Here is a 19,524-nt window from a genome sequence, read left to right on the forward strand (position 1 = left end):
CTCCTACAAGGGTTGTGGGAGCGGCCTTGTGCCGCGAATGGGCCGCAACGCGGCCCCCTTCATTTCTTGCCTTTCACCGCCGCCGGCGCCTTGCCCGCCTTCATCTGCTGCAACAACGGCGTGCACTGGTTCGGGTCATCCCCACTGCTAGGCGCAATCAACGCCAGCAACCCCGCCGCCGGCCCGGCAACCACCCCCAGCGCCAGCATCCCGGCCCCGCGCAACGCCAGCGGTACTGCCTGTACACCCGCACTAGGCTTGGCAAACGGCCCGCGTACATACAGCGGCGATCGCAGCGAGAACAGCCGCAGCCCTTTCGATTCCGGGGTGATCTTCAGGTCCAGTTGTTCGCTGGCGAAATTGGCCGTGCCGTTGATGTAGATGATCGCGTTCTCGGTATCGAAGATGAACAGCCGGGTAGTCGCCAAGCCATCCTTGATCCCCAGATCGGCCGCCGCGCAGTTGATCTTCACATCCTCATCACCAAACAGTTTGCCAACCACATAGTTGCCCACGTTCAAGCCGGCAATTTCCATCAGGCTGCGGCTGATGGCGCCATCGTTGATGAGCATGCGCAGGTCGCCATTGGCCGTGCCCAGCAAGGCGGCCACCGAGTTGCCGCGGCCGGTGATATCGGCATCGCCGTTCAACTCACCAAAGCTGGTCTGCATCGGCGCGAAGGAAGGGAACAACTGCTTGAGCTTGAACCCACGCGCCGTCAACTGGGCACGGCCCTGCAGCGGCACGCTGCGCCCGTCCAGGCGGATTTTGGAGGCCAGGTTGCCGCCGGCCACGCCAAAGCGCAGAGGTTCCAGGCGCAACAGGCCATCTTCCAGAATCACATGGGCCGACAGGTCAGTGAACGGCAGTTGCGCGCTATGCACGATGCGCTTGCCGGCAAAGGTGACGTCGGCGTCCATCGCGCGCCAGCGCTCGGTGCGGAACTCCTCCACCGGCAACACCTTGCCGGCCGGCTGTTTGCTGGCGCCGCCACGGGCCTTCTGCTCGGCGTTGGAATCGGCGCCGATCAGCGGCGCCAGGTCCTTGAACAGCAACTGGTTTGACACCAGGTTGCCCGACAGCTTGGGCCGTGGCTGGCTGGCGACGAAGGTCAGGTCGCCATGGATATCACTGTCGCCGATCTTGCCGTTGAAGCCCTGGTAATTGAACGTCGCCCCTTGCGCTGCATGCAGGTTGGCGCTGAGGCGGCCGTCGGTGGAATAGGCCGGGGTGTCGGGCAAGGTAACGCCGGTTAGCGGGTAAAGGTTGCCCAGGCTGGCACCCGACAGGCGCAGGCGCAGGTCAAGGGCGCCGAGGTTGCGCGGGTCGGTCAGGGTACCGGCTAGCACCACATGGGTGTCGGCAATGCGCACGTCGGCCTGCAGCGGGAACGGCTGACTGGCGTCCTGCAGGGCCAGCAGGCCGCCGATCTTGCCGGTGCCAGACACTGGCTGGCCTTTGTAGCGGCCCTGGGCCTTGAAGCCAAAGGCGTAGTCCTGCGCGCCGCCGGCCTTCTCGGCGCTGGCCTTGCCGACAATGTCACTGAACGGGATCGGCTTGCCCAGCGGGTCGATCTGCACTTTCATGCTGGTTTTCAAGGTTTGGTCGTCAAAACTGACGTTGCCCTGGTCGAAACCGATGGCGCCAATGTCCAACTGCCATTTCGAGGGCTCTGCGTTTTCATCCTTGGGGCCGAAATCGAAGGCCCAGTTGGCGCGGCCATCTGCCAGGCGGGTAAGGCTGGCGGTGGGCCTGGTCAGGTCGATGCGCGGGATGCTGATCTGCTGGAACAGCAGCGGCAGCGGCGCCAGGCGGAACTCCACGCGCTCCAGGCCGACCATCTTCGGCTCCTTGAGCCATTCCGGGTTGCCCAGGGTCAGGTCTTCGGCAATGAAATGCGGCCACGGCAGCCAGGCACGCCAGCCACCCTCTTCCGGCTCGGTGCGCCATTGCACTGCCAGGTTGCCGTTGATCGCGAACGGCCGGTGCAGGGCCTCGGAAACCTTGTCGTTGAGCAGCGGCTTGACGCGGTTCCAGTCGAAGGTGGCGATTACCACCATCAGGATCGCCAGTAGGGTCAGCAGGCTGGTGAGGGTCCAGACGAGGATTCTGGCGGGACGCGTCATTGCGTGATTCTCCTTGCGGTATGACACAAAACGGGCGCAGCGATGGCACTCAATATCTCGGACTCGTGAAAACCCGTGGGGTTTTATCGATGGCGCCATGATAGCGAAGTTTTTCCTGGCCCCTGGCTCAACAATTCGTCGCGCCAGGCCGCAGGTGTTACTCGCGAAGCGCACAGGCAAGTTGCCACCATCAAGCCAGAAAAGCGCTGACTAGAGCTGTTGCGAACCTCTATCAATACGGTCGATTGTTACCATTACCCGTATGAACTTCTCTCTGGCGTTACCCGGCGTAGCATTGGCTTCGTACCCACTTTCCAGCCCCCGAGAGGAGCACCGAAATCATGAAACGCCACCTGCTGACCCTGACCCTGTCCCTTCTGGCTGCCAATGCTTTTGCCCTGCCAGCCGCCGAACAACACCTGACCGCCGAATCGCGCTCCAGCGCTGCTGAAATCGCCCAGCCGTTGAAAGCCGTTGCTGAAGGTGGCTCGGACCGCCTGATCGAACGCACTGGCCGCGTTGCCGAGGGTGGCTCGGATCGCCTGATCGAACAATCTGGCCGCGTTGCCGAAGGTGGTTCTGATCGCCTGATCGAACAGTCTGGCCGCGTTGCCGAAGGTGGCTCGGACCGCCTGATCGAACAATCTGGTCGCGTTGCCGAAGGTGGCTCGGACCGCCTGATCGAACAATCTGGCCGCGTTGCCGAAGGTGGCTCGGATCGCCTGATCGAACAATCTGGCCGCGTTGCCGAAGGTGGCTCGGATCGCCTGATCGAACAGTCTGGCCGCGTCGCCGAGAGTGGCTCGGATCGCCTGATCGAACGTACTGGCCGCGTAGCTGAAGGTGGCTCTGATCGTCTGGTTGAAATCAGCCATGTGAGCTGATCGCCATGGCCGAAAAGAACAACCTCTGTCACAACGCTTGCTCCCCTCCAGGCCCGGTCCATTGACCGGGCTTTGTTTTTTTAACTAGAGTGCCCAGCCTTACCGTCACAGAAGCCCGCACCATGCTGCCGCGCGCCGAACAGAAGCTACAGACCCGCCAGGCCCTGCTCGATGCCGCCTGCCTGCTCATGGAGAGTGGCCGTGGTTTCGGCAGTATCAGCCTGCGCGAAGTGGCAAAGACGGCCGGCATCGTGCCTACTGGCTTCTACCGGCACTTTTCCGACATGGACGCCCTGGGCTTGGCCCTGGTGGCCGAAATCGACACCACCTTCCGCCAGACCATCCGCCTGGTGCGCCAAAACGAATTCGAACTGGGCGGCATTACCGACGCTTCGGTGCGTATCTTCCTCGATGTAGTGGCCGCTCACCGCGCGCAATTCCTGTTCCTCGCTCGCGAACAGTACGGTGGCTCGCAGGCCGTGCGCCAGGCCATTGCCCGCCTGCGCCAGGACATCAGCGACGACCTGGCCACCGACCTTGCGCGCATGAAACGCTGGCAGCACCTGGACAGCGCCGCGCTGGCAGTGATGGCCGACCTGGTGGTGAAAACCGTGTTCGCCACCCTGCCCGAGCTTATCGACAGCCCGGAAGCGGGTTATCCACAGACGCTGACACCGCAGGAAAAGATCACCCAGCAGTTGCGCTTCATCTTTGTCGGGGCGCGGCATTGGCAAGGGTTAGGCAACCCGGGTTGATCTGTAGCCTGTACTGGCCTCTTCGCGGGTAAACCCGCTCCTACAGGGTTTTGTGGTCCATTGTAGGAGCGGGTTCACCCGCGAAGAGGCCCGCACAGGCTATCGAAACCCCCAGTTCTGCTACCATGGCGCCCTGCCCGACAGCGACGAGCGCCGAAATGTCCGACCCCCGCCCCACCCTGCCCGAACTGGCCCGCTTCAACCAGCACTTCGCCGAGCGCATCGTGCCAATGTGGCAAGGCCCGGGCTGGAACGCCGACATGGCCCTGCCCTACGAGGCCCTGGACACCCAGCACCAGCCATTGCCGGTGCAACGCTACCGGGCCATGGCCTGCGCGCGTCAGCTGTACCTGTTCAGCAGCCGCATCGGGCAACCGGGCGCAGCCGAGCGTGCGGCCGCCCTGTTCCGCTCGCTGCAAAAGCACTTCCACGACGCCGAGCACGGTGGCTGGTTCTACAGCATCGATGCCCAGGGCAAACCACTGGACCGGCGCAAGGACCTGTACACCCACGCCTTTATCGTCTTCGCTTGCGCGCACTACTGGGGCAAGGTGCGCGAAAGCCTGGTGGAGTCCACCCTGAATGCCGCGCTGGACATCATCGACCAGCAGTTCGCCCGTGACGACGACCTGTACGAGGCCAGCCTGGGCGAAGACTGGGCCGACCTGGGCAGTGGCCCGCTGCAGAACCCGCAGATGCACCTGGCCGAGGCGTTCCTGCAGGTACTGGCGGTACGTGACGACGAACATGCCCGGCAGTCGCTGCTGCAACTGTGCGAAGCACTGCAGGCACACTTCATCGAACCGGCCCATGGCCTGATGCTGGAAAAACCACGCGGTGCTGTGGATAACTGGTTCGAGCCGGGGCACCAGTTCGAGTGGTTCTACCTGCTACACACCTCGCCGCTGCTGCGTGATACGCCGCTCCACGCGTCTATCGAGCGGGCGTTCGGCTTTGCCGAGCAACATGGAGTGAAGGATGGGGCAGTGCTGGCGATGCTTGATGTGGATGGCCAGGTGCTGGATGCCACGCAACGGGTCTGGGCACAGGCGGAGTACCTGCGGGCGCTGGTGTTGCGGGCTGGGGGCGAGGCGAAGCTGCCTGGGCAGTTGCAGGTGCTGGAGGCGCGGTTCCTGCGTGAGGCGGGCTGGTATGAGTGCCGGGATGGGGAAGGCAATGTCAGCCGGCATGATATGCCTTCGACTACGCCCTACCACCTTGCGACTTGCCTGGAAGGGTTGCAGCGCCTGAGCTGACGCATTCGCGGGGCAAGCCCGCTCCCACAGATGTTGTGCAGTACATGTGGGAGCGGGCTTGCCCCGCGAATAGGCCCTGAAACCTAGCCCTTGACCGAACGGTCGATCGAGAACCCTGCCCAATCCTGGCTCACCGGCATCAACTCCAGGCTGTTGATGTTGATGTGCGCCGGCTGGTTGAGGATCCAGAAGATGGTCTCGGCAATGTCCTGCGGCTGGATCGGCTCGGCGCCCGCGTAGGTGGCGTCGTACTTGGCCTGGTCACCGCCGAAGCGCACCAGCGAGAACTCGCTCTCGCACAGGCCCGGCTCGATGTTGCTCACCCGCACGCCAGTGCCGCGCAGGTCGCAGCGCAGGCTCAGCGAGAACTGGCCGACGAAGGCCTTGGTGCCGCCATACACGTTGCTGCCCGGGTACGGGTAGTTGCCCGCCACGGAGCCGACGTTGAGGATCGACGCCCCACGGCCGTGGGCGATCAAGCGTGGCAGCAGCAGGCGGGTGGTGTACATCAGGCCCTTGATGTTGGTGTCGACCATGGTTTCCCAGTCGTCCAGGCTGCAGTTCTGCGCCGCATCCACACCCAGCGCGAGGCCGGCGTTGTTGACCAGGCCACGAATCTTTTCGAAGCCGGCCGGCAAGCTGGCGATGGCCTGCTCCATGGCCTTGCGGTCACGCACGTCGAGCACCAGGCCGTGCACTTCGGTCTTGGCCGACAGCTCGGCGCACAGGGCGTCCAGGCGCTCCTTGCGGCGGCCGGTGAGTACCAGCTTCCAGCCGGCTTCGGCGAAGCGGCGGGCGGTGGCTTCGCCGAAACCGGAAGTTGCGCCAGTGATGAATACGGTGGACGTCATGCTCTGTTCCTCACGGTAGGTTGTCATGGCAGCTTTGCAGCATGCCCGCGCCGGGCGCTGTCAGCAAGCCGTACAGGGCGCTGTTCATTTTTTGTTCATATGCGCCAAACCCTTGCAGCAGAGGGCTCGGCGCCAGCTATGCGCATGTTATCCACAGGGCTTTCCCCACGGATTGGGGGCAACTTGCCCACCGTGCGGAACCCTTTCAGCGACGCGTGGTCGGTGGATATCTTTTCGGTGATGGCGCAAGGCTTTCAAGCATGCCGCCTGTAGCGGTCTGTCCAAGGTTTTTACACAGAGTTATCCACAGGAAATGCGCTAGCCTTCAAGTGCATGCAGTGTACTGAAAAGCTTGAGAAAATCATCCACAAGGGGGACGTGATCAAAAAATGATCGCAACTCTGCAGGGCTTGATACCAAAGGGCTTGAGAGAGATGCCACCATGTTTTCCACAGGCGGTTCCACATTATCCGTGGAAAAGATCTGGCCTGTGGAAACAAGGGCTTGTGTGGGGATGGTGATGTGTATGGAGATAGGTGCGCGACAAGTTGTCCACATTGGGAATGGGGCTGCTTTGCAGCCCCGACTACAACTCAGTGCCCGCCAAGATAGGCGTTACGCACTTCCTCGTTGACCAACAACTCCTGCCCGGTCCCGGTCATGCGAATCTGCCCGTTGACCATCACATAGGCCCGGTCCGACAGCTTCAGCGCATGGTTGGCGTTCTGCTCCACCAAAAAGATGGTCATGCCGGTCTTGGCCAGCTCACGCAGGGTCGAGAAGATCTGCTTCACCACAATCGGCGCCAGCCCCAGCGATGGCTCGTCCAGCAACAGCAACTTCGGCCGGCTCATCAGCGCCCGGGCAATAGCCAGCATTTGCTGCTCGCCACCGGACATGGTCATGGCCCGCTGGTTACGCCGCTCCTTCAAGCGCGGGAACAGCTCGTACATTCGCTGCATGTCTTCGTCGGCATGCTTGTCGCCGATGGGGATGGTGCCCATCATCAGGTTTTCCTCGACGGTCATGTCGGGGAACACCCGGCGCCCTTCCGGCGACTGGGCGATGCCGTTGGAAGCGATGTAGTGCGACGACTTGCGGGTGATGTCGGTGCCGCGGTACACGATGTGCCCGGAGGCCGCCCGCGGCTGGCCGAAGATCGACATCAGCAGGGTCGACTTGCCGGCACCGTTGGCGCCGATCAGGCTGACCGTCTCGCCTTCGTTGATGTGCATCGAAACCTTTTTCAGCGCCTGGATCGGGCCGTAGAACACGTCCAGGTCCTTCAGTTCGAGAATGGGTGCACTCATACCAGTTCCTCTTCGTCTGCACCCAGGTAGGCAGCGATCACCGTCGGGTTGTGGCGGATGTCCTGCGGCGCGCCTTCGGCAATCACGTTGCCGTGGTCCAGCACCACGATATGGTCGGAAATGCTCATGACCATGCCCATGTCGTGCTCGATCAGCACCACGGTGATGTCGTGCTCGTCACGCAGCACGCGGATCATGCGGCTAAGCGCCTCGGTTTCCTGCGGGTTCAGGCCCGCCGCCGGTTCGTCCAGGCAGATGATCTTCGGCCGCGTGCACATGGCCCGGGCTATTTCCAGGCGGCGCTGCTGGCCGTACGACAGCTCACCGGCCAGGCGGTTGGCGCAGTCGACCAGGTCGACCACTTCCAGCCAGTAGAAGGCGTGGTCCAGCGCATCGCTTTCGGCCTTGCGGTAGGCCTTGGTGTTGAGCACCCCGGCCAGCAGGTTGCGGTTGACCCACATGTGCTGGGCCACCAGCAGGTTCTCCACCACCGACATTTCCTTGAACAGGCGAATGTTCTGGAAGGTGCGCGCCAGGCCGGCGCGGTTGACCAGGTGGGTACCGCCGAACATCTTGTAGTACATGCGGTTGGCAAAGCGCGCCGGCGACACGAAGTCGGCGGCCTGGAAGCGTTCGCCGAGCAGCTGGATAACGTTGGTGTGGCTGCCGCGCACGTTCAGTTCAATGCGCCCGCCGCTGGCCTTGTAGAAGCCGGTCAGGCAGTTGAACACGGTGGTTTTGCCGGCGCCGTTGGGGCCGATCAGGGCGAAGATCTGGTTACGCCGGACCTTCAGGCTGACATCGCTGAGCGCCTTGATGCCACCAAACTGCATCATCAGGTTGTCGACCGAGAGAATGATATCGTCGCTCATGGCGCCACTCCTTTACGCGGGGTCACACCGGTACGGCTGATGCGGATCAGCCCACGCGGTCGCCAGATCATCATCAGCACCATCAGCACGCCGAACAGCAGCACCCGGTATTCGGAGAAGCTGCGCAGCAGCTCTGGCGCCACGGTCAGCACGAATGCGGCGATGACCACGCCCACGGTCGAACCCATGCCACCCAATACGACGATGGCGAGGATCAGCGCCGACTCGAAGAAGGTGAACGACGACGGGTTGACGAAGCCTTGGTAGGTGGCAAAGAACACCCCGGCCAGGCCGGCAGTGGAGGCACCCAGGGTGAACGCTGAAAGCTTGACCAGCACGTGGTTCAGGCCCATCGAGCGGCAAGCGATTTCGTCTTCGCGCAGTGCTTCCCAGGCCCGGCCGACCGGCATGCGGGTCAGGCGGTGCTTGATGTACAGCACGGCCAGCACAACGATGAACAGCACCGCGTAGATGAACACGAACTTGAGGTTGGCGTTGTAATCGAAGCCGAAGAACTCGTGGATCGGCACCCCGCCATCCTTGGCCCGGCGGCCGAATTCAAGGCCGAAGAAGGTGGGCGACGGCGCCGGCATGCCATTGGGGCCGCCAGTGAACGACAGCCAGTTGTTCAGCACCAGGCGGATGATTTCACCAAAGCCCAGGGTCACGATCGCCAGGTAGTCACCGTGCATCCGTAGCACCGGGAAACCGAGGATGCACCCCGCCAGCGCCGCGGCGATGGCCGCCAGTGGCAGCACGCTCCAGAAGCCCAGGCCGAGGTATTGGTAACCCAGCGCCAGGCCATAGGCACCGATGGCGTAGAACGCCACGTAGCCCAGGTCGAGCAGGCCAGCCAGGCCAACCACAATGTTCAGGCCCAGGCCCAGCAGCACGTAGATCAGGCCGAGGATAACCACGGTCAGCAGGTACTTGTTGGCGAAGATCGGGAAAACAATGGCAATAACCACCAGCGCCGGAATGATGTAGCGCAGGCGCGACACGTAGTTCGGCGCACGCACATGCACGCCCGAGCCACCACTGTCGAAACCTTCGAGCATGCGCCGCCCGGCAGCGGTCTGCAGGTAGAGGCTGAGCAGGAAACGCCCAAGCATTACCCCACCCACCAGCCAGGCAACCCGGCGCGGTTCGGCGTTGAAGGTGTAGCCGTCGAGCACCACGCCGACGACCGGGCCAAACACAATGAGGGCCAGCAGGCCGGCGACGATGGTCTCCAGCAGGCTGCGTTTAAGGTCGAAACCCTTGTTGGTTTCGCTTACAGCGGCAGTTTTGGCAACGGACATGTTCACACCTTAGCCACGAGCGGGCGACCCAGCAGGCCTTGTGGGCGGAAGATAAGGATCATCACCAGCAGCGAGAAGCTGAACACGTCCTTGTAGTCGGAGTTGATCAGGCCAGAGAACAGCGACTCGGAAATGCCCAGGATGATCCCGCCGAGCATGGCGCCAGGCAGCGAGCCGATACCACCCAGCACCGCGGCGGTGAACGCCTTGATGCCGATGATGAAGCCAGCGTAGAAGTCGAAAGTGCCGTAGTTCATGGTAATCAGCACGCCGGCCAGCGCTGCCATCACCGCACCGATGACGAACACGTAGGAGATCACCCGGTCGGTGTTGATACCCAGGATCGAGGCCATCTTGCGGTCTTGCTGGGTAGCACGGCACATGCGGCCGAGCTTGGTGTACTTGATCACGTAGGTGAGCAGGCCCATGCCGACAAAGGCTGCCACCAGGATGAAGATCTTGGTGTAGGTCAGTTGCACGAAGCCGGTGCCGACTTCGACGCGCATGGCGCCTTCAAGCAGGGTGGGTACGCCTTGCTGGCGTGCGCCCTGGCTGATCTGCGCGTAGTTCTGCAGGATCAGCGAAATGCCGATGGCGCTGATCAGCGGTGCCAGGCGGGTGGAGTTGCGCAGGGGTTTGTAGGCGATGCGCTCGATGGTGAAGCCGTACACACCGGTGACGACGATGGTGAACAACAGAGTGCCCAGCATCAGCAGGGGGAACGACTCGACACCGAAGTAAGCCAGCAATGCCAGGCTGATCGCCGCGAGGTACGCGGAGATCATGTACACCTCGCCGTGCGCGAAGTTGATCATGCCGATAATGCCATAGACCATTGTGTAGCCGATGGCGATCAGGCCATAGACCGACCCGAGGGTCAGGCCGTTGACCAGTTGCTGCAGGAAAATACCATCCATAACGCAATCTCACCTGAGCGAGACTGCACGAATGCCGACCACGAAAGACCACGGATGAAGCGGCCCCAGCAGCGCAGCCGTGCAGATCTCCGAATAAAGACAGGTACCGCGGGGCGTTGGCCCGGAAGCATGTGCACCCGGGCTGGCGGCCGTTATTATTTTTGTTTATCCAGCTGGTGGTACTTGCCGGTCTTGTCCCACTGGTAGACCACGTAGTCGGACACGGTCAGGTCACCCTTGCTGTCCCACTTCTTCTCGCCCATGACGGTCTTGACCGGGTTGGCCTTGAGCCACTTGGCGGCGTCTTCGCCCTTGTTCGTCTTGGCGCCGTTGAACGCGGCGGCCAAGGCCTGCAGCGAGGCGTAGGCGTACAGGGTGTAGCCTTCAGGTTCGGTACCGGCCTTGCGGAACTCCTCTACCACCGCCTTGCTGTCTGGCAGCAGGCGCGGGTCGGCACCGAAGGTCATGTAAACGCCATCGACGTACTGCGCGCCGCCAGCGGTGGACACCAGTTCGTCGGTAACGATGCCGTCATCGGACATGAACTTGACGTCCTTCAGGCCCTGCTCGCGCAGCTGGCGTACCAGCGGGCCGGCTTCCGGGTGCAGGCCGCCGAAGTAGACCACGTCGGCACCGGTGGAGCGGATCTTGGTGACCACGGCGCTGAAGTCTTTCTCGCCACGGGTCAGGCCTTCGTACAGCACCGGCTTGACGCCACGCTTCTCCAGCTGTGCCTTGGTCGCATCAGCCAGGCCTTGGCCATAGGTGTCTTTGTCGTGCAGCACGGCAACTTTCTTGCCCTTTAGCACGTCGACGATGTAGTCGCCGGCAACGATGCCCTGTTGGTCGTCACGGCCGCACATGCGGAACATGGCGCTCAGGCCGCGCTCGGTAACCTGCGGGTTGGTGGAGCCTGGGGTAATGGCGATCACGCCAGCCTCGTCATACACCTCGGAGGCCGGGATGGTGTTGGAGGAACAGAAGTGGCCGACCACACCGATCACCTTGTCCTGGTCGACCAGGCGGTTGGCCACGGCCACGGCCTGCTTTGGCTCGCACGCGTCATCGCCTTTGACCAGGACGATTTTCTCGCCGTTGACGCCACCGGCGGCGTTGATCTTGTCGGCCGCTGCCTGCGCACCTTTCATGTACTGCTCGCCAAACGCTGCGTTTGCCCCGGTCATGGGGCCCGCTACACCGATCTTGACGTCGGCCTGAACATACGAAGAAACACCCAGTGCCGTAGCTACGGCCAGAGCCAGGAAACCTTTCTTGTAAAACGTCTGCGACATGAGGTGGTGCTCCTAGAGTTTTTTTTTGGTTGGCACTACAACTTCTCAGCCCTGTGCTCAGAGCAAGGGCCGTGCCATAGGTTTTGTCTTCCGGGAAAACACACGGTGAGGGGTGCCTGCAGGCGACCGACGGCCTTTTCTTTATTGAGCGTGCAACCGTCTGCCATGCGGCAGGCGCCACCACACGTACAGACAAGGAGCAACCGCCAAGTGCCATCATTGCAACCCTGACAAGTGTTTACGTGCAACCGCCCTGTAACAGCCGACGTCACCGAAGTGCACACCGCTGGTGCGCGACTGCTACAGGCGGCACCGTTTCAAGGCTAGCTGGTGCACGGAAAAACACGCGGTTTTGGCAGTTACGCGGTCTCTGTGGGAGCGGGTTCACCCGCGAAGAGGCCAACCCAGACACAACAAGGCCGAAAAGGCTGGCACAATATCGGCCATTCGCCGCTTCCGGAGCCCCATTGATGAGCGAGAGCGCATTCGCCGAGCGCATCGTGCACAACCTGCTCGACACCGACTTCTACAAACTCACCATGATGCAGGGCGTGCTGCACAACTACCCGGACGCCGACGTCGAATGGGAATTCCGCTGCCGCAATGGCGAGGACCTGCGCCCCTACCTCGGCGAGATCCGCAACCAGCTCGAACTGCTCAGCGACCTCACCCTGGATGATGGCCAGCTGGCCTTCCTCGAACGCATCAGCTTCCTCAAGCCCGACTTCCTGCGCTTTCTGCGCCTGTTCCGCTTCAACCTGCGCTACGTGCGCATCGGCATTGAAAACGACCAGCTGTTCCTGCGCCTGAAAGGCCCGTGGCTGCATGTGATCCTGTTCGAAGTGCCGTTGCTGGCCATCATCAGCGAAGTGCGCAACCGCCACCTGCACCCACGCATGCGCCTGGCCGAAGCGCGCGACCAGCTGTACCGCAAGTTCGACTGGCTGCGCGCGCATGCCAGCGACGACGAACTGGCCGAACTGCAGGTAGCCGACTTCGGCACCCGCCGGCGCTTCTCCAGCCGCGTGCAGGAAGAGGTTGTGCAGGTGCTGCGCGACGACTTCCCGGGCCGTTTTGTCGGCACCAGCAACGTTGACCTGGCATGGAAACTGGATATCAAGCCGCTGGGCACCATGGCCCACGAGTGGATCATGGCCCACCAGCAGCTCGGCCCGCGCTTGATCGACAGCCAGATCGCCGCGCTGGACTGCTGGGTGCGCGAGTACCGCGGCCTGCTCGGCATCGCCCTGACCGACTGCATCACCATGGATGCCTTCCTCAGCGATTTCGACCTGTACTTCGCCAAGCTGTTCGACGGCCTGCGCCATGACTCGGGCGAGCCAGTAGCCTGGGCGGAAAAGGCCATTGCCCACTACCAGAAACTGGGTATCGATCCGATGACCAAGACCCTGGTGTTTTCCGACGGCCTCAACCTGACCCGCTCGCTGGAAATCTTCCGTGCCCTGCGCGGTCGCATCAACGTCAGTTTTGGCATTGGCACCAACCTGACCTGTGACATCCTGGGCGTGGCGCCGATGAGCATCGTGCTTAAAATGACCGACTGCAACGGCGCGCCAGTGGCCAAGATCTCCGATGAAGCCGCCAAGACCCAATGCCGCGACGAGAACTTCGTCGCCTACATGCGCCACGTATTCAAAGTCCCCAGCAAGGAGTAACCCATGCAAGCGGTTCAGCAAGAGATTGCCCAGGCGCTGAAGGTACAGCCGCCGTTCGCCGACGCTGCAGCGCTTGAGGCCGAAGTTGCCCGACGCGTGGCGTTCATCAAGGACTGCCTGGCCAATGCCCGGCTCAAGACCCTGGTGCTGGGCATCAGCGGCGGCGTCGACTCGCTGACCGCCGCCCTGCTCGCCCAGCGCGCCGTCAACGAGTTGCGCGCCGAAACCGGCGACAAGGCCTACACCTTCATCGCCGTGCGCCTGCCTTATCAGGTGCAGCATGACGAGCATGACGCCCAGGCGTGCCTGGACGTGATCAAGGCCGATGAAGTGCATACCGTGGATATCGCCCCGGCAGTGCGGGCCTTGGCGGCTGAAGTGGTGGAGCTGAAGAACGGCTCGCCAACGCTGGTGGACTTCGTGGTTGGCAACGTCAAGGCACGTACCCGCATGGTCGCCCAGTACACCATCGCCGGCGCCCGCGCGGGCCTGGTGATCGGTACCGACCACGCCGCCGAGGCGGTGATGGGCTTCTTTACCAAGTTTGGCGATGGTGCCTGCGACCTGGCGCCGCTGAGCGGGCTGGTGAAAAACCAGGTACGGGCGATTGCGCGCAGCTTTGGTGCGCCGGAGTCACTGGTGGAGAAGGTGCCGACTGCGGACCTGGAAGACCTGGAGCCGGGCAAGCCGGACGAAGCGTCGCATGGCGTGACTTACCAGCAGATCGATGCCTTCCTGCATGGGCAGGCGGTTGACCAGGCAGCGTTCGACATCATCGTCGCCACCTACCGCAAGACCCAGCACAAGCGCGAACTGCCGTTCGCCCCTTGATCAGGCTGTAGAAAGACCTGTAGGAGCGGGTTTACCCGCGAATGCGATGGTGAATCTACCACCGCATTCGCGGGTAAACCCGCTCCTACAGGGTTCGGCGTCAGGCTTTGATTATTTGACGATGACCTTGCCCTTCATCATCGAGATGTGGCCCGGGAAGGTGCAGAAGAAGCTGTAGTCGCCACCGGCTTCCAGCTTGGAAGTGTCGAACTTCACCTCGGTTTCTTTTTCCGGTGCACCGATCATCGCGGTATGGGCGATGATGTTGGGGTTATCTTCCTTCAGGTAGCCCTTATCGATGCCCTGGCTCATGCCTTCGGTGGCAATGCCTTGCATGTCGGCGGTCTTGCTGATCACCAGGTTGTGGCCCATGACATTCTTCGGCAGGTTGCCGGAGTGGGTCAGTTTGACGGTGAACTCCTTGCAGCTCTTGTCGACCGTGAATTCTTTCGTGGTGTACGACATCTGATCGGTCGACTCGACAGTCACCGAGCACTCGGCGGCGAAGACAGAAGCGCTGGCGAGGGTCAGCAGGGATACCGCTACAGCTTTCGCAAACATCATGAATCTCCTTGGCAGGGTTTTATCAATTGCGAGACTGCCTGAAACCGTTCAGCCCCTTGCTGATATGGGTCAAGGGGGTGTCAAGAGGCCAGCCAGTAGAATTGTTCAATGGATTGTATACAACCAATCTAAGGGCACATCATGCCCTTTTATTGGACGATGGGACAACCTCTCATTTAGGAGCAATACCAAATGCCCATCTCCAGTTTCCTGAACAGCCTGCTTGCTGCTTATGCCCAAGGTGCCACGGGCGCTATCTGCGAATTCTCCCGCCCGGAGTGAAGCCCGTCTTGGAACTGTAGGCCACGGGCCTTACCCTATCTGCCTGAGTCACAGGAGATGAGCAATGCCCGTACGTTCCGTTTGTGTGTTCTGTGGTGCCAGCATCGGCGCCAACCCTGCCTACCGTGAAGCGGCCATCGCGCTCGGCCAGGCCATCGCCCGCCGTGGTTTGACCCTGGTGTATGGCGGTGGCGCGGTCGGCTTGATGGGTGTGGTAGCCGACGCGGCCATGGCGGCTGGTGGCGAAGTGGTCGGGATCATTCCGCAGAGCCTGCTGGACGCTGAAGTCGGCCACAAAGGCCTGACGCGGCTGGAAGTGGTGGATGGCATGCATGCGCGCAAGGCCCGCATGGCCGAGCTGAGCGATGCCTTCATCGCCTTGCCGGGTGGGCTGGGTACGCTGGAGGAGTTGTTCGAGGTGTGGACCTGGGGGCAGCTGGGCTATCACGCCAAGCCGCTGGGGCTGCTCGATGTGAATGGTTTCTACGACAAGCTGGGCGGGTTCCTCGACCATATCGTCGAAGAAGGCTTTGTGCGCCCGCAGCACCGGGCGATGTTGCTGCTGGGGCAGCAGCCGGATCAGCTGCTGGACGGGATGGACAACTTTGTCGCGCCAGTGGCGCCGAAGTGGGTCGACAAGAAACCCGACTGACCTCGGTTGATCTCGTTTGATTGGCCTGACACCTAACCTGTGGGAGCGGGTTCACCCGCGAATGCGATGGTAGGTCTACTGACGCATTCGCGGGTAAACCCGCTCCCACAGGGTTCTGTGCAAGGCCTGGATTAACGCGGAATAACTGGCTGACGTGGCTTCTTGCCCTTGCCGCCACCACCCTTGGCCGCTTCCTTGCGCTCCTTGGCCGCCTGCTGGTTACGCGCAAACGCATCCGCCTTGGCCTTCTCACGCTTGTCCCACGGCTTGCTGCCATCGCTTGCACGCGGCGGCAGGCCGGTGTGCTGGGTCAGGATCTTCTGCTCCTTGCCCACCTTGTGGCTACCCGCCGGTGTCGAGTTCTTGCGACGCGCGCTCTGGTAGGTATCGGTCTGCGGCTGGTGCAGCGGGATCAGCTGGTGCTTGCCCGGCCCGATCAGGTCGGCACGGCCCATGCGCTCCAGCGCTTCACGCAGCATCGGCCAGCCCTTCGGGTCGTGGTAACGCAAGAACGCCTTGTGCAGGCGGCGCTGCTCTTCGCTCTTGACGATCTCCACCCCTTCGCTCTTGTAGGTCACCTTGCGCAGCGGGTTCTTGCCCGAGTGGTACATGGCCGTGGCCGAGGCCATTGGCGACGGGTAGAACGCCTGCACCTGGTCGGCACGGAAGCCGTTGCCCTTCAGCCAGAGGGCCAGGTTCATCATGTCTTCGTCGGTGGTGCCCGGGTGCGCAGCGATGAAGTACGGGATCAGGTACTGCTCCTTGCCCGCCTCTTTCGAGAACTTCTCGAACATGCGCTTGAAGCGGTCGTAGGTGCCGATACCCGGCTTCATCATCTTGTCCAGCGGGCCACGCTCGGTGTGCTCCGGGGCAATCTTCAGGTAGCCGCCAACGTGGTGGGTGACCAGCTCCTTGACGTACTCCGGTGATTCCACGGCCAGGTCGTAGCGCAGGCCCGAGGCAATCAGGATCTTCTTCACACCCGGCAAGGCACGGGCCTTGCGGTACAACTCGATCAGCGAGCTGTGGTCGGTGTTGAGGTTTTCACAGATACCCGGGAACACGCACGACGGCTTGCGGCAGTGCTTCTCGATTTCGTGGCTCTTGCAGGCGATGCGGTACATGTTGGCGGTTGGCCCGCCAAGGTCGGAAACCACGCCGGTGAAGCCCGGCACCTTGTCACGCATCTCTTCGATTTCGTGCAGGATCGACTCGTGCGAGCGGTTCTGGATGATGCGGCCTTCGTGCTCGGTGATCGAGCAGAAGGTGCAGCCACCGAAGCAGCCACGCATGATGTTCACAGAGAAACGGATCATCTCGTAGGCCGGGATGCGCTCCTTGCCATACGCCGGGTGCGGAATACGCGCGTAGGGCATGCCGAACACGTAGTCCATTTCCTCGGTGGTCATCGGGATGGGTGGCGGGTTGAACCACACGTCCACTTCGCCGTGCTTCTGCACCAGCGCGCGGGCGTTGCCCGGGTTGGTTTCCAGGTGCAGCACGCGGTTGGCGTGAGCGTAGAGCACCGGGTCGTTACGCACCTTTTCGAACGACGGCAAGCGGATGACCGACTTGTCGCGGGTCATGCGCGGGCTGTCGAGAATCTGCACGACCTTGGCTTCGTTCGGGTCTTCCTGGTCGCCCTTGGCTTGCTCGATGGCGCAGGCCTGGGTGTCCTGGGTGTTCACGTACGGGTTGATGATCTTGTCGACGCGGCCCGGGCGGTCGATGCGGGTGGAGTCGATCTCGAACCAGTCCGCTGGCGTGTCACGGCGAATGAACGCGGTGCCACGCACATCGGTGATGTGCTCGATTTTCTCGCCCTGGGACATGCGCTGCGCGACCTCGACGATGGCCCGCTCGGCGTTGCCGTACAGCAGGATATCGGCGCTGGCGTCGATCAGGATCGAGTGACGGACCTTGTCCTGCCAGTAATCGTAGTGAGCGATACGGCGCAGCGAAGCCTCGATGCCACCCAGCACGATCGGCACGTGCTTGTAGGCTTCCTTGCAGCGCTGGCTGTACACCAGGCTGGCACGGTCCGGGCGCTTGCCGGCCAAGCCACCCGGGGTATAGGCGTCGTCGGAACGGATCTTCTTGTCCGCGGTGTAGCGGTTGATCATCGAGTCCATGTTGCCCGCGGCCACACCGAAGAACAGGTTCGGCTCGCCGAGCTTCATGAAGTCGTCTTTGGACTGCCAGTTCGGCTGGGCGATGATGCCCACGCGGAAGCCCTGGGCTTCCAGCAAACGGCCGATGATGGCCATGCCGAACGACGCGTGGTCGACGTAGGCGTCCCCGGTCACGATGATGATGTCGCAGGAATCCCAGCCGAGCAGATCCATCTCCTCCCTGCTCATTGGCAGGAAAGGTGCTGGCCCGAAGCATTCGGCCCAGTACTTGGGATAGTCGTAGAGTGGTTTGGCTGCTTGCATGTCAGTGACCGGTTCTGGTGTACAGGGAAATCGCGGGCGCGGAATATAGCACAAATTTTGACCAAATCCGACTGGATTCGTGGGGATTGGTGGGTGGGGCGACGGTTGGGTGGGCGGGGGTGCCGGATGGCTGGCTTGGGGGTTGTGGTGGGGTTGCGGTGGGGTTGCGGTGGGGTTGCGGTGGGGTTGCGGTGGGGTTGCCAGGTGTTCACCGCAACATTTTCAGCGCCTATGAGATCGAGCGCCGCCCGCGCGGCGCTTCGCGGCTAAAGCCGCTCCTACGTTTGTTTCGGGCCAGTATTGCCTGTGCCGGACGCGCGCGACCGCCTTGTTTTTACGACGCGATATCGTGGCGGGCGCCAAGACGTTCGCGCGCAAAACCCACAGGAATAATTGGCCCGAAACAAACGTAGGAGCGGCTTTAGCCGCGAAGCGCCGCGCGGGCGGCGCTCGATCTCGCAGGCGCTGTATGTGTCGAGGCGAACGCTTCGGCGCTCGATTTCACAGGCGCAGAAACTGCTGCGGCGAACACCTGGCAGCCTTCATGCAACCTGAAGCCAACCCCTCACTGCTTCATCCCCAACTCAGCATCATCCATCAGCGCCTTGGCCATCGCACTCAGGTAATGGGCAGCCCAGATGATCATCGGCTTCTCATCCATCAACCCGGTTATGGTCAATTCGCGCACATACCCCATCAACTCCGAAGACTGCTCGCGGGCGTCCCGGCACGGGATACCGGGCTCGATGCGGAACAACGGGTGGGTGCAATTTTCGCCTTGATAGAACGTGGTCTTGCCGACGGCGAACTGGGTGTCTTCTGTTGTCATTGTTCAATCCCCTCGAATTTCTCGACTGCCTGGGCCGGCCTCTTCGCGGGTAAACCCGCTCCTACAACGACCACCGCTGGCCCTGCCATGTGATGACCGTGTGTAGGAGCGGGTTTACCCGCGAAAGGGCCCGCCCAGGCGACATATCAACGAAGCCTTACAACAGGCATCTGCCCCTGCATCGGGTTGTCTTCAAGAAAAGGGGGATCGTGGGGTGGATCGGGGACAATTTTCAGCATGCTTTAGCTCTCTGTAGGTTCAAAAGAGCCGCACTCATGACTTGCAGTGTGATGGGTGGCGGTCACGTACGGGTCTGCAAGACCGGATAGAGAACGAAAACCGGCAGGTTCGAAAACCTCCCGCACGCAGCCACCATCAAGCGAGCCCAATGGCGTGCCATTGGCTTACGGTGAACAACATTCGTTTCCTGATCGGACTTACAGGCCCGGTCGCTGCTTGGGCAACGACAGAGCCAGACTAGGCCGCCCGGAAAACCAACGCAATGGCGCAAAGGCGGTTGGAAGCTATTTCAGAAACGGCCTACGCGCAACGGGAGAAAACTGATTATTTCTTGGAGAAATAGGCAAGCATAGGCCTTGTAGGAGCGGGGGGGGGGGGGGGGGGGGGGGGGGGGGGGGGGGGGGGGGGGGGGGGGGGGGGGGGGGGGGGGGGGGGGGGGGGGGGGGGGGGG

The 19,524-nt window shown here is 62.1% G+C and carries 16 protein-coding genes; 6 read left to right on the forward strand and 10 right to left on the reverse strand.

Features of this window, described 5'->3' with window-relative positions; all coding sequences use genetic code 11:
• Positions 1 to 59: 59 nt before the first annotated feature.
• Positions 60 to 2,126, reverse strand: coding sequence for an AsmA family protein (locus tag ACIP1G_RS15320; RefSeq protein WP_400738408.1), 2,067 nt, complete (start codon positions 2,124 to 2,126; stop codon positions 60 to 62).
• A gap of 341 nt (positions 2,127 to 2,467) precedes the next feature.
• On the opposite strand from ACIP1G_RS15320, the gene ACIP1G_RS15325 reads away from it, so the two are divergent.
• From ACIP1G_RS15325 to ACIP1G_RS15335, 3 genes are all read left to right on the forward strand, one after another.
• Positions 2,468 to 3,010 carry a phage infection protein gene (locus ACIP1G_RS15325; RefSeq protein ID WP_400738411.1) on the forward strand — a complete coding sequence of 181 codons (543 nt, stop codon included), beginning with the start codon at positions 2,468 to 2,470 and terminating at the stop codon, positions 3,008 to 3,010.
• 122 nt (positions 3,011 to 3,132) lie between these two features.
• The gene (locus ACIP1G_RS15330; protein ID WP_400738413.1) at positions 3,133 to 3,765 is read left to right on the forward strand and encodes a TetR family transcriptional regulator; all 633 of its coding nucleotides are present in this window, start codon (positions 3,133 to 3,135) and stop codon (positions 3,763 to 3,765) included.
• Positions 3,766 to 3,923: 158 nt separating this feature from the next.
• Positions 3,924 to 5,021, forward strand: a complete 1,098-nt coding sequence (locus ACIP1G_RS15335; RefSeq protein ID WP_400738415.1) for an AGE family epimerase/isomerase — start codon at positions 3,924 to 3,926, stop codon at positions 5,019 to 5,021.
• Positions 5,022 to 5,104: 83 nt separating this feature from the next.
• On the opposite strand, the gene ACIP1G_RS15340 is transcribed toward ACIP1G_RS15335, so the two are convergent.
• The 6 genes from ACIP1G_RS15340 to ACIP1G_RS15365 form a co-directional block, all read right to left on the reverse strand.
• Positions 5,105 to 5,872 (reverse strand): SDR family oxidoreductase, encoded by a 768-nt coding sequence (locus ACIP1G_RS15340; protein ID WP_019471449.1) that lies wholly within the window; start codon positions 5,870 to 5,872, stop codon positions 5,105 to 5,107.
• 593 nt (positions 5,873 to 6,465) lie between these two features.
• Positions 6,466 to 7,182 (reverse strand): ABC transporter ATP-binding protein, encoded by a 717-nt coding sequence (locus ACIP1G_RS15345; RefSeq protein ID WP_004576969.1) that lies wholly within the window; start codon positions 7,180 to 7,182, stop codon positions 6,466 to 6,468.
• A complete protein-coding gene (locus ACIP1G_RS15350) occupies positions 7,179 to 8,054 on the reverse strand; it encodes an ATP-binding cassette domain-containing protein (RefSeq protein WP_010955466.1) in 876 nt (291 codons plus the stop codon). The genes ACIP1G_RS15345 and ACIP1G_RS15350 overlap by 4 nt, the downstream gene beginning before the upstream one ends.
• A complete protein-coding gene (livM, locus tag ACIP1G_RS15355) occupies positions 8,051 to 9,355 on the reverse strand; it encodes a high-affinity branched-chain amino acid ABC transporter permease LivM (protein ID WP_400738420.1) in 1,305 nt (434 codons plus the stop codon). Before livM ends, ACIP1G_RS15350 begins: the two co-directional genes overlap by 4 nt.
• Before the next feature lie 2 nt (positions 9,356 to 9,357).
• Complete coding sequence (locus ACIP1G_RS15360; RefSeq protein WP_014592581.1) at positions 9,358 to 10,272, reverse strand: ABC transporter permease subunit; 915 nt, start codon at positions 10,270 to 10,272, stop codon at positions 9,358 to 9,360.
• Between the two features lie 155 nt (positions 10,273 to 10,427).
• The gene (locus ACIP1G_RS15365; protein ID WP_400738423.1) at positions 10,428 to 11,564 is read right to left on the reverse strand and encodes a branched-chain amino acid ABC transporter substrate-binding protein; all 1,137 of its coding nucleotides are present in this window, start codon (positions 11,562 to 11,564) and stop codon (positions 10,428 to 10,430) included.
• A 470-nt stretch (positions 11,565 to 12,034) separates the two neighbouring features.
• On the opposite strand from ACIP1G_RS15365, the gene pncB reads away from it, so the two are divergent.
• Both pncB and nadE read left to right on the forward strand, forming a co-directional pair.
• Positions 12,035 to 13,240 carry a nicotinate phosphoribosyltransferase gene (gene pncB / locus ACIP1G_RS15370; RefSeq protein ID WP_400738426.1) on the forward strand — a complete coding sequence of 402 codons (1,206 nt, stop codon included), beginning with the start codon at positions 12,035 to 12,037 and terminating at the stop codon, positions 13,238 to 13,240.
• A 3-nt stretch (positions 13,241 to 13,243) separates the two neighbouring features.
• Complete coding sequence (gene nadE / locus ACIP1G_RS15375) at positions 13,244 to 14,071, forward strand: ammonia-dependent NAD(+) synthetase (RefSeq protein WP_400738428.1); 828 nt, start codon at positions 13,244 to 13,246, stop codon at positions 14,069 to 14,071.
• Positions 14,072 to 14,182: 111 nt separating this feature from the next.
• Here nadE and azu read toward each other — a convergent pair whose 3' ends face one another.
• Entirely contained in the window at positions 14,183 to 14,632 is a 450-nt protein-coding gene (gene azu, locus ACIP1G_RS15380) for an azurin (RefSeq protein WP_400738430.1), read from the reverse strand.
• A 349-nt stretch (positions 14,633 to 14,981) separates the two neighbouring features.
• Between azu and ACIP1G_RS15385 the strand changes: the two genes are divergently transcribed.
• Positions 14,982 to 15,569, forward strand: coding sequence for a TIGR00730 family Rossman fold protein (locus ACIP1G_RS15385; protein ID WP_400738433.1), 588 nt, complete (start codon positions 14,982 to 14,984; stop codon positions 15,567 to 15,569).
• Between the two features lie 131 nt (positions 15,570 to 15,700).
• On the opposite strand, the gene ACIP1G_RS15390 is transcribed toward ACIP1G_RS15385, so the two are convergent.
• Entirely contained in the window at positions 15,701 to 18,004 is a 2,304-nt protein-coding gene (locus ACIP1G_RS15390) for a YgiQ family radical SAM protein (protein ID WP_400738436.1), read from the reverse strand.
• A gap of 565 nt (positions 18,005 to 18,569) precedes the next feature.
• Positions 18,570 to 18,833: a DUF3077 domain-containing protein gene (locus ACIP1G_RS15395; protein WP_400738439.1), complete on the reverse strand. Its 264-nt coding sequence runs from the start codon at positions 18,831 to 18,833 to the stop codon at positions 18,570 to 18,572.
• Between the last annotated feature and the right edge of the window lie 691 nt (positions 18,834 to 19,524).

Origin of the sequence: Pseudomonas sp. NPDC089392, assembly GCF_044749595.1 — a bacterium.
Taxonomy (GTDB): domain Bacteria; phylum Pseudomonadota; class Gammaproteobacteria; order Pseudomonadales; family Pseudomonadaceae; genus Aquipseudomonas.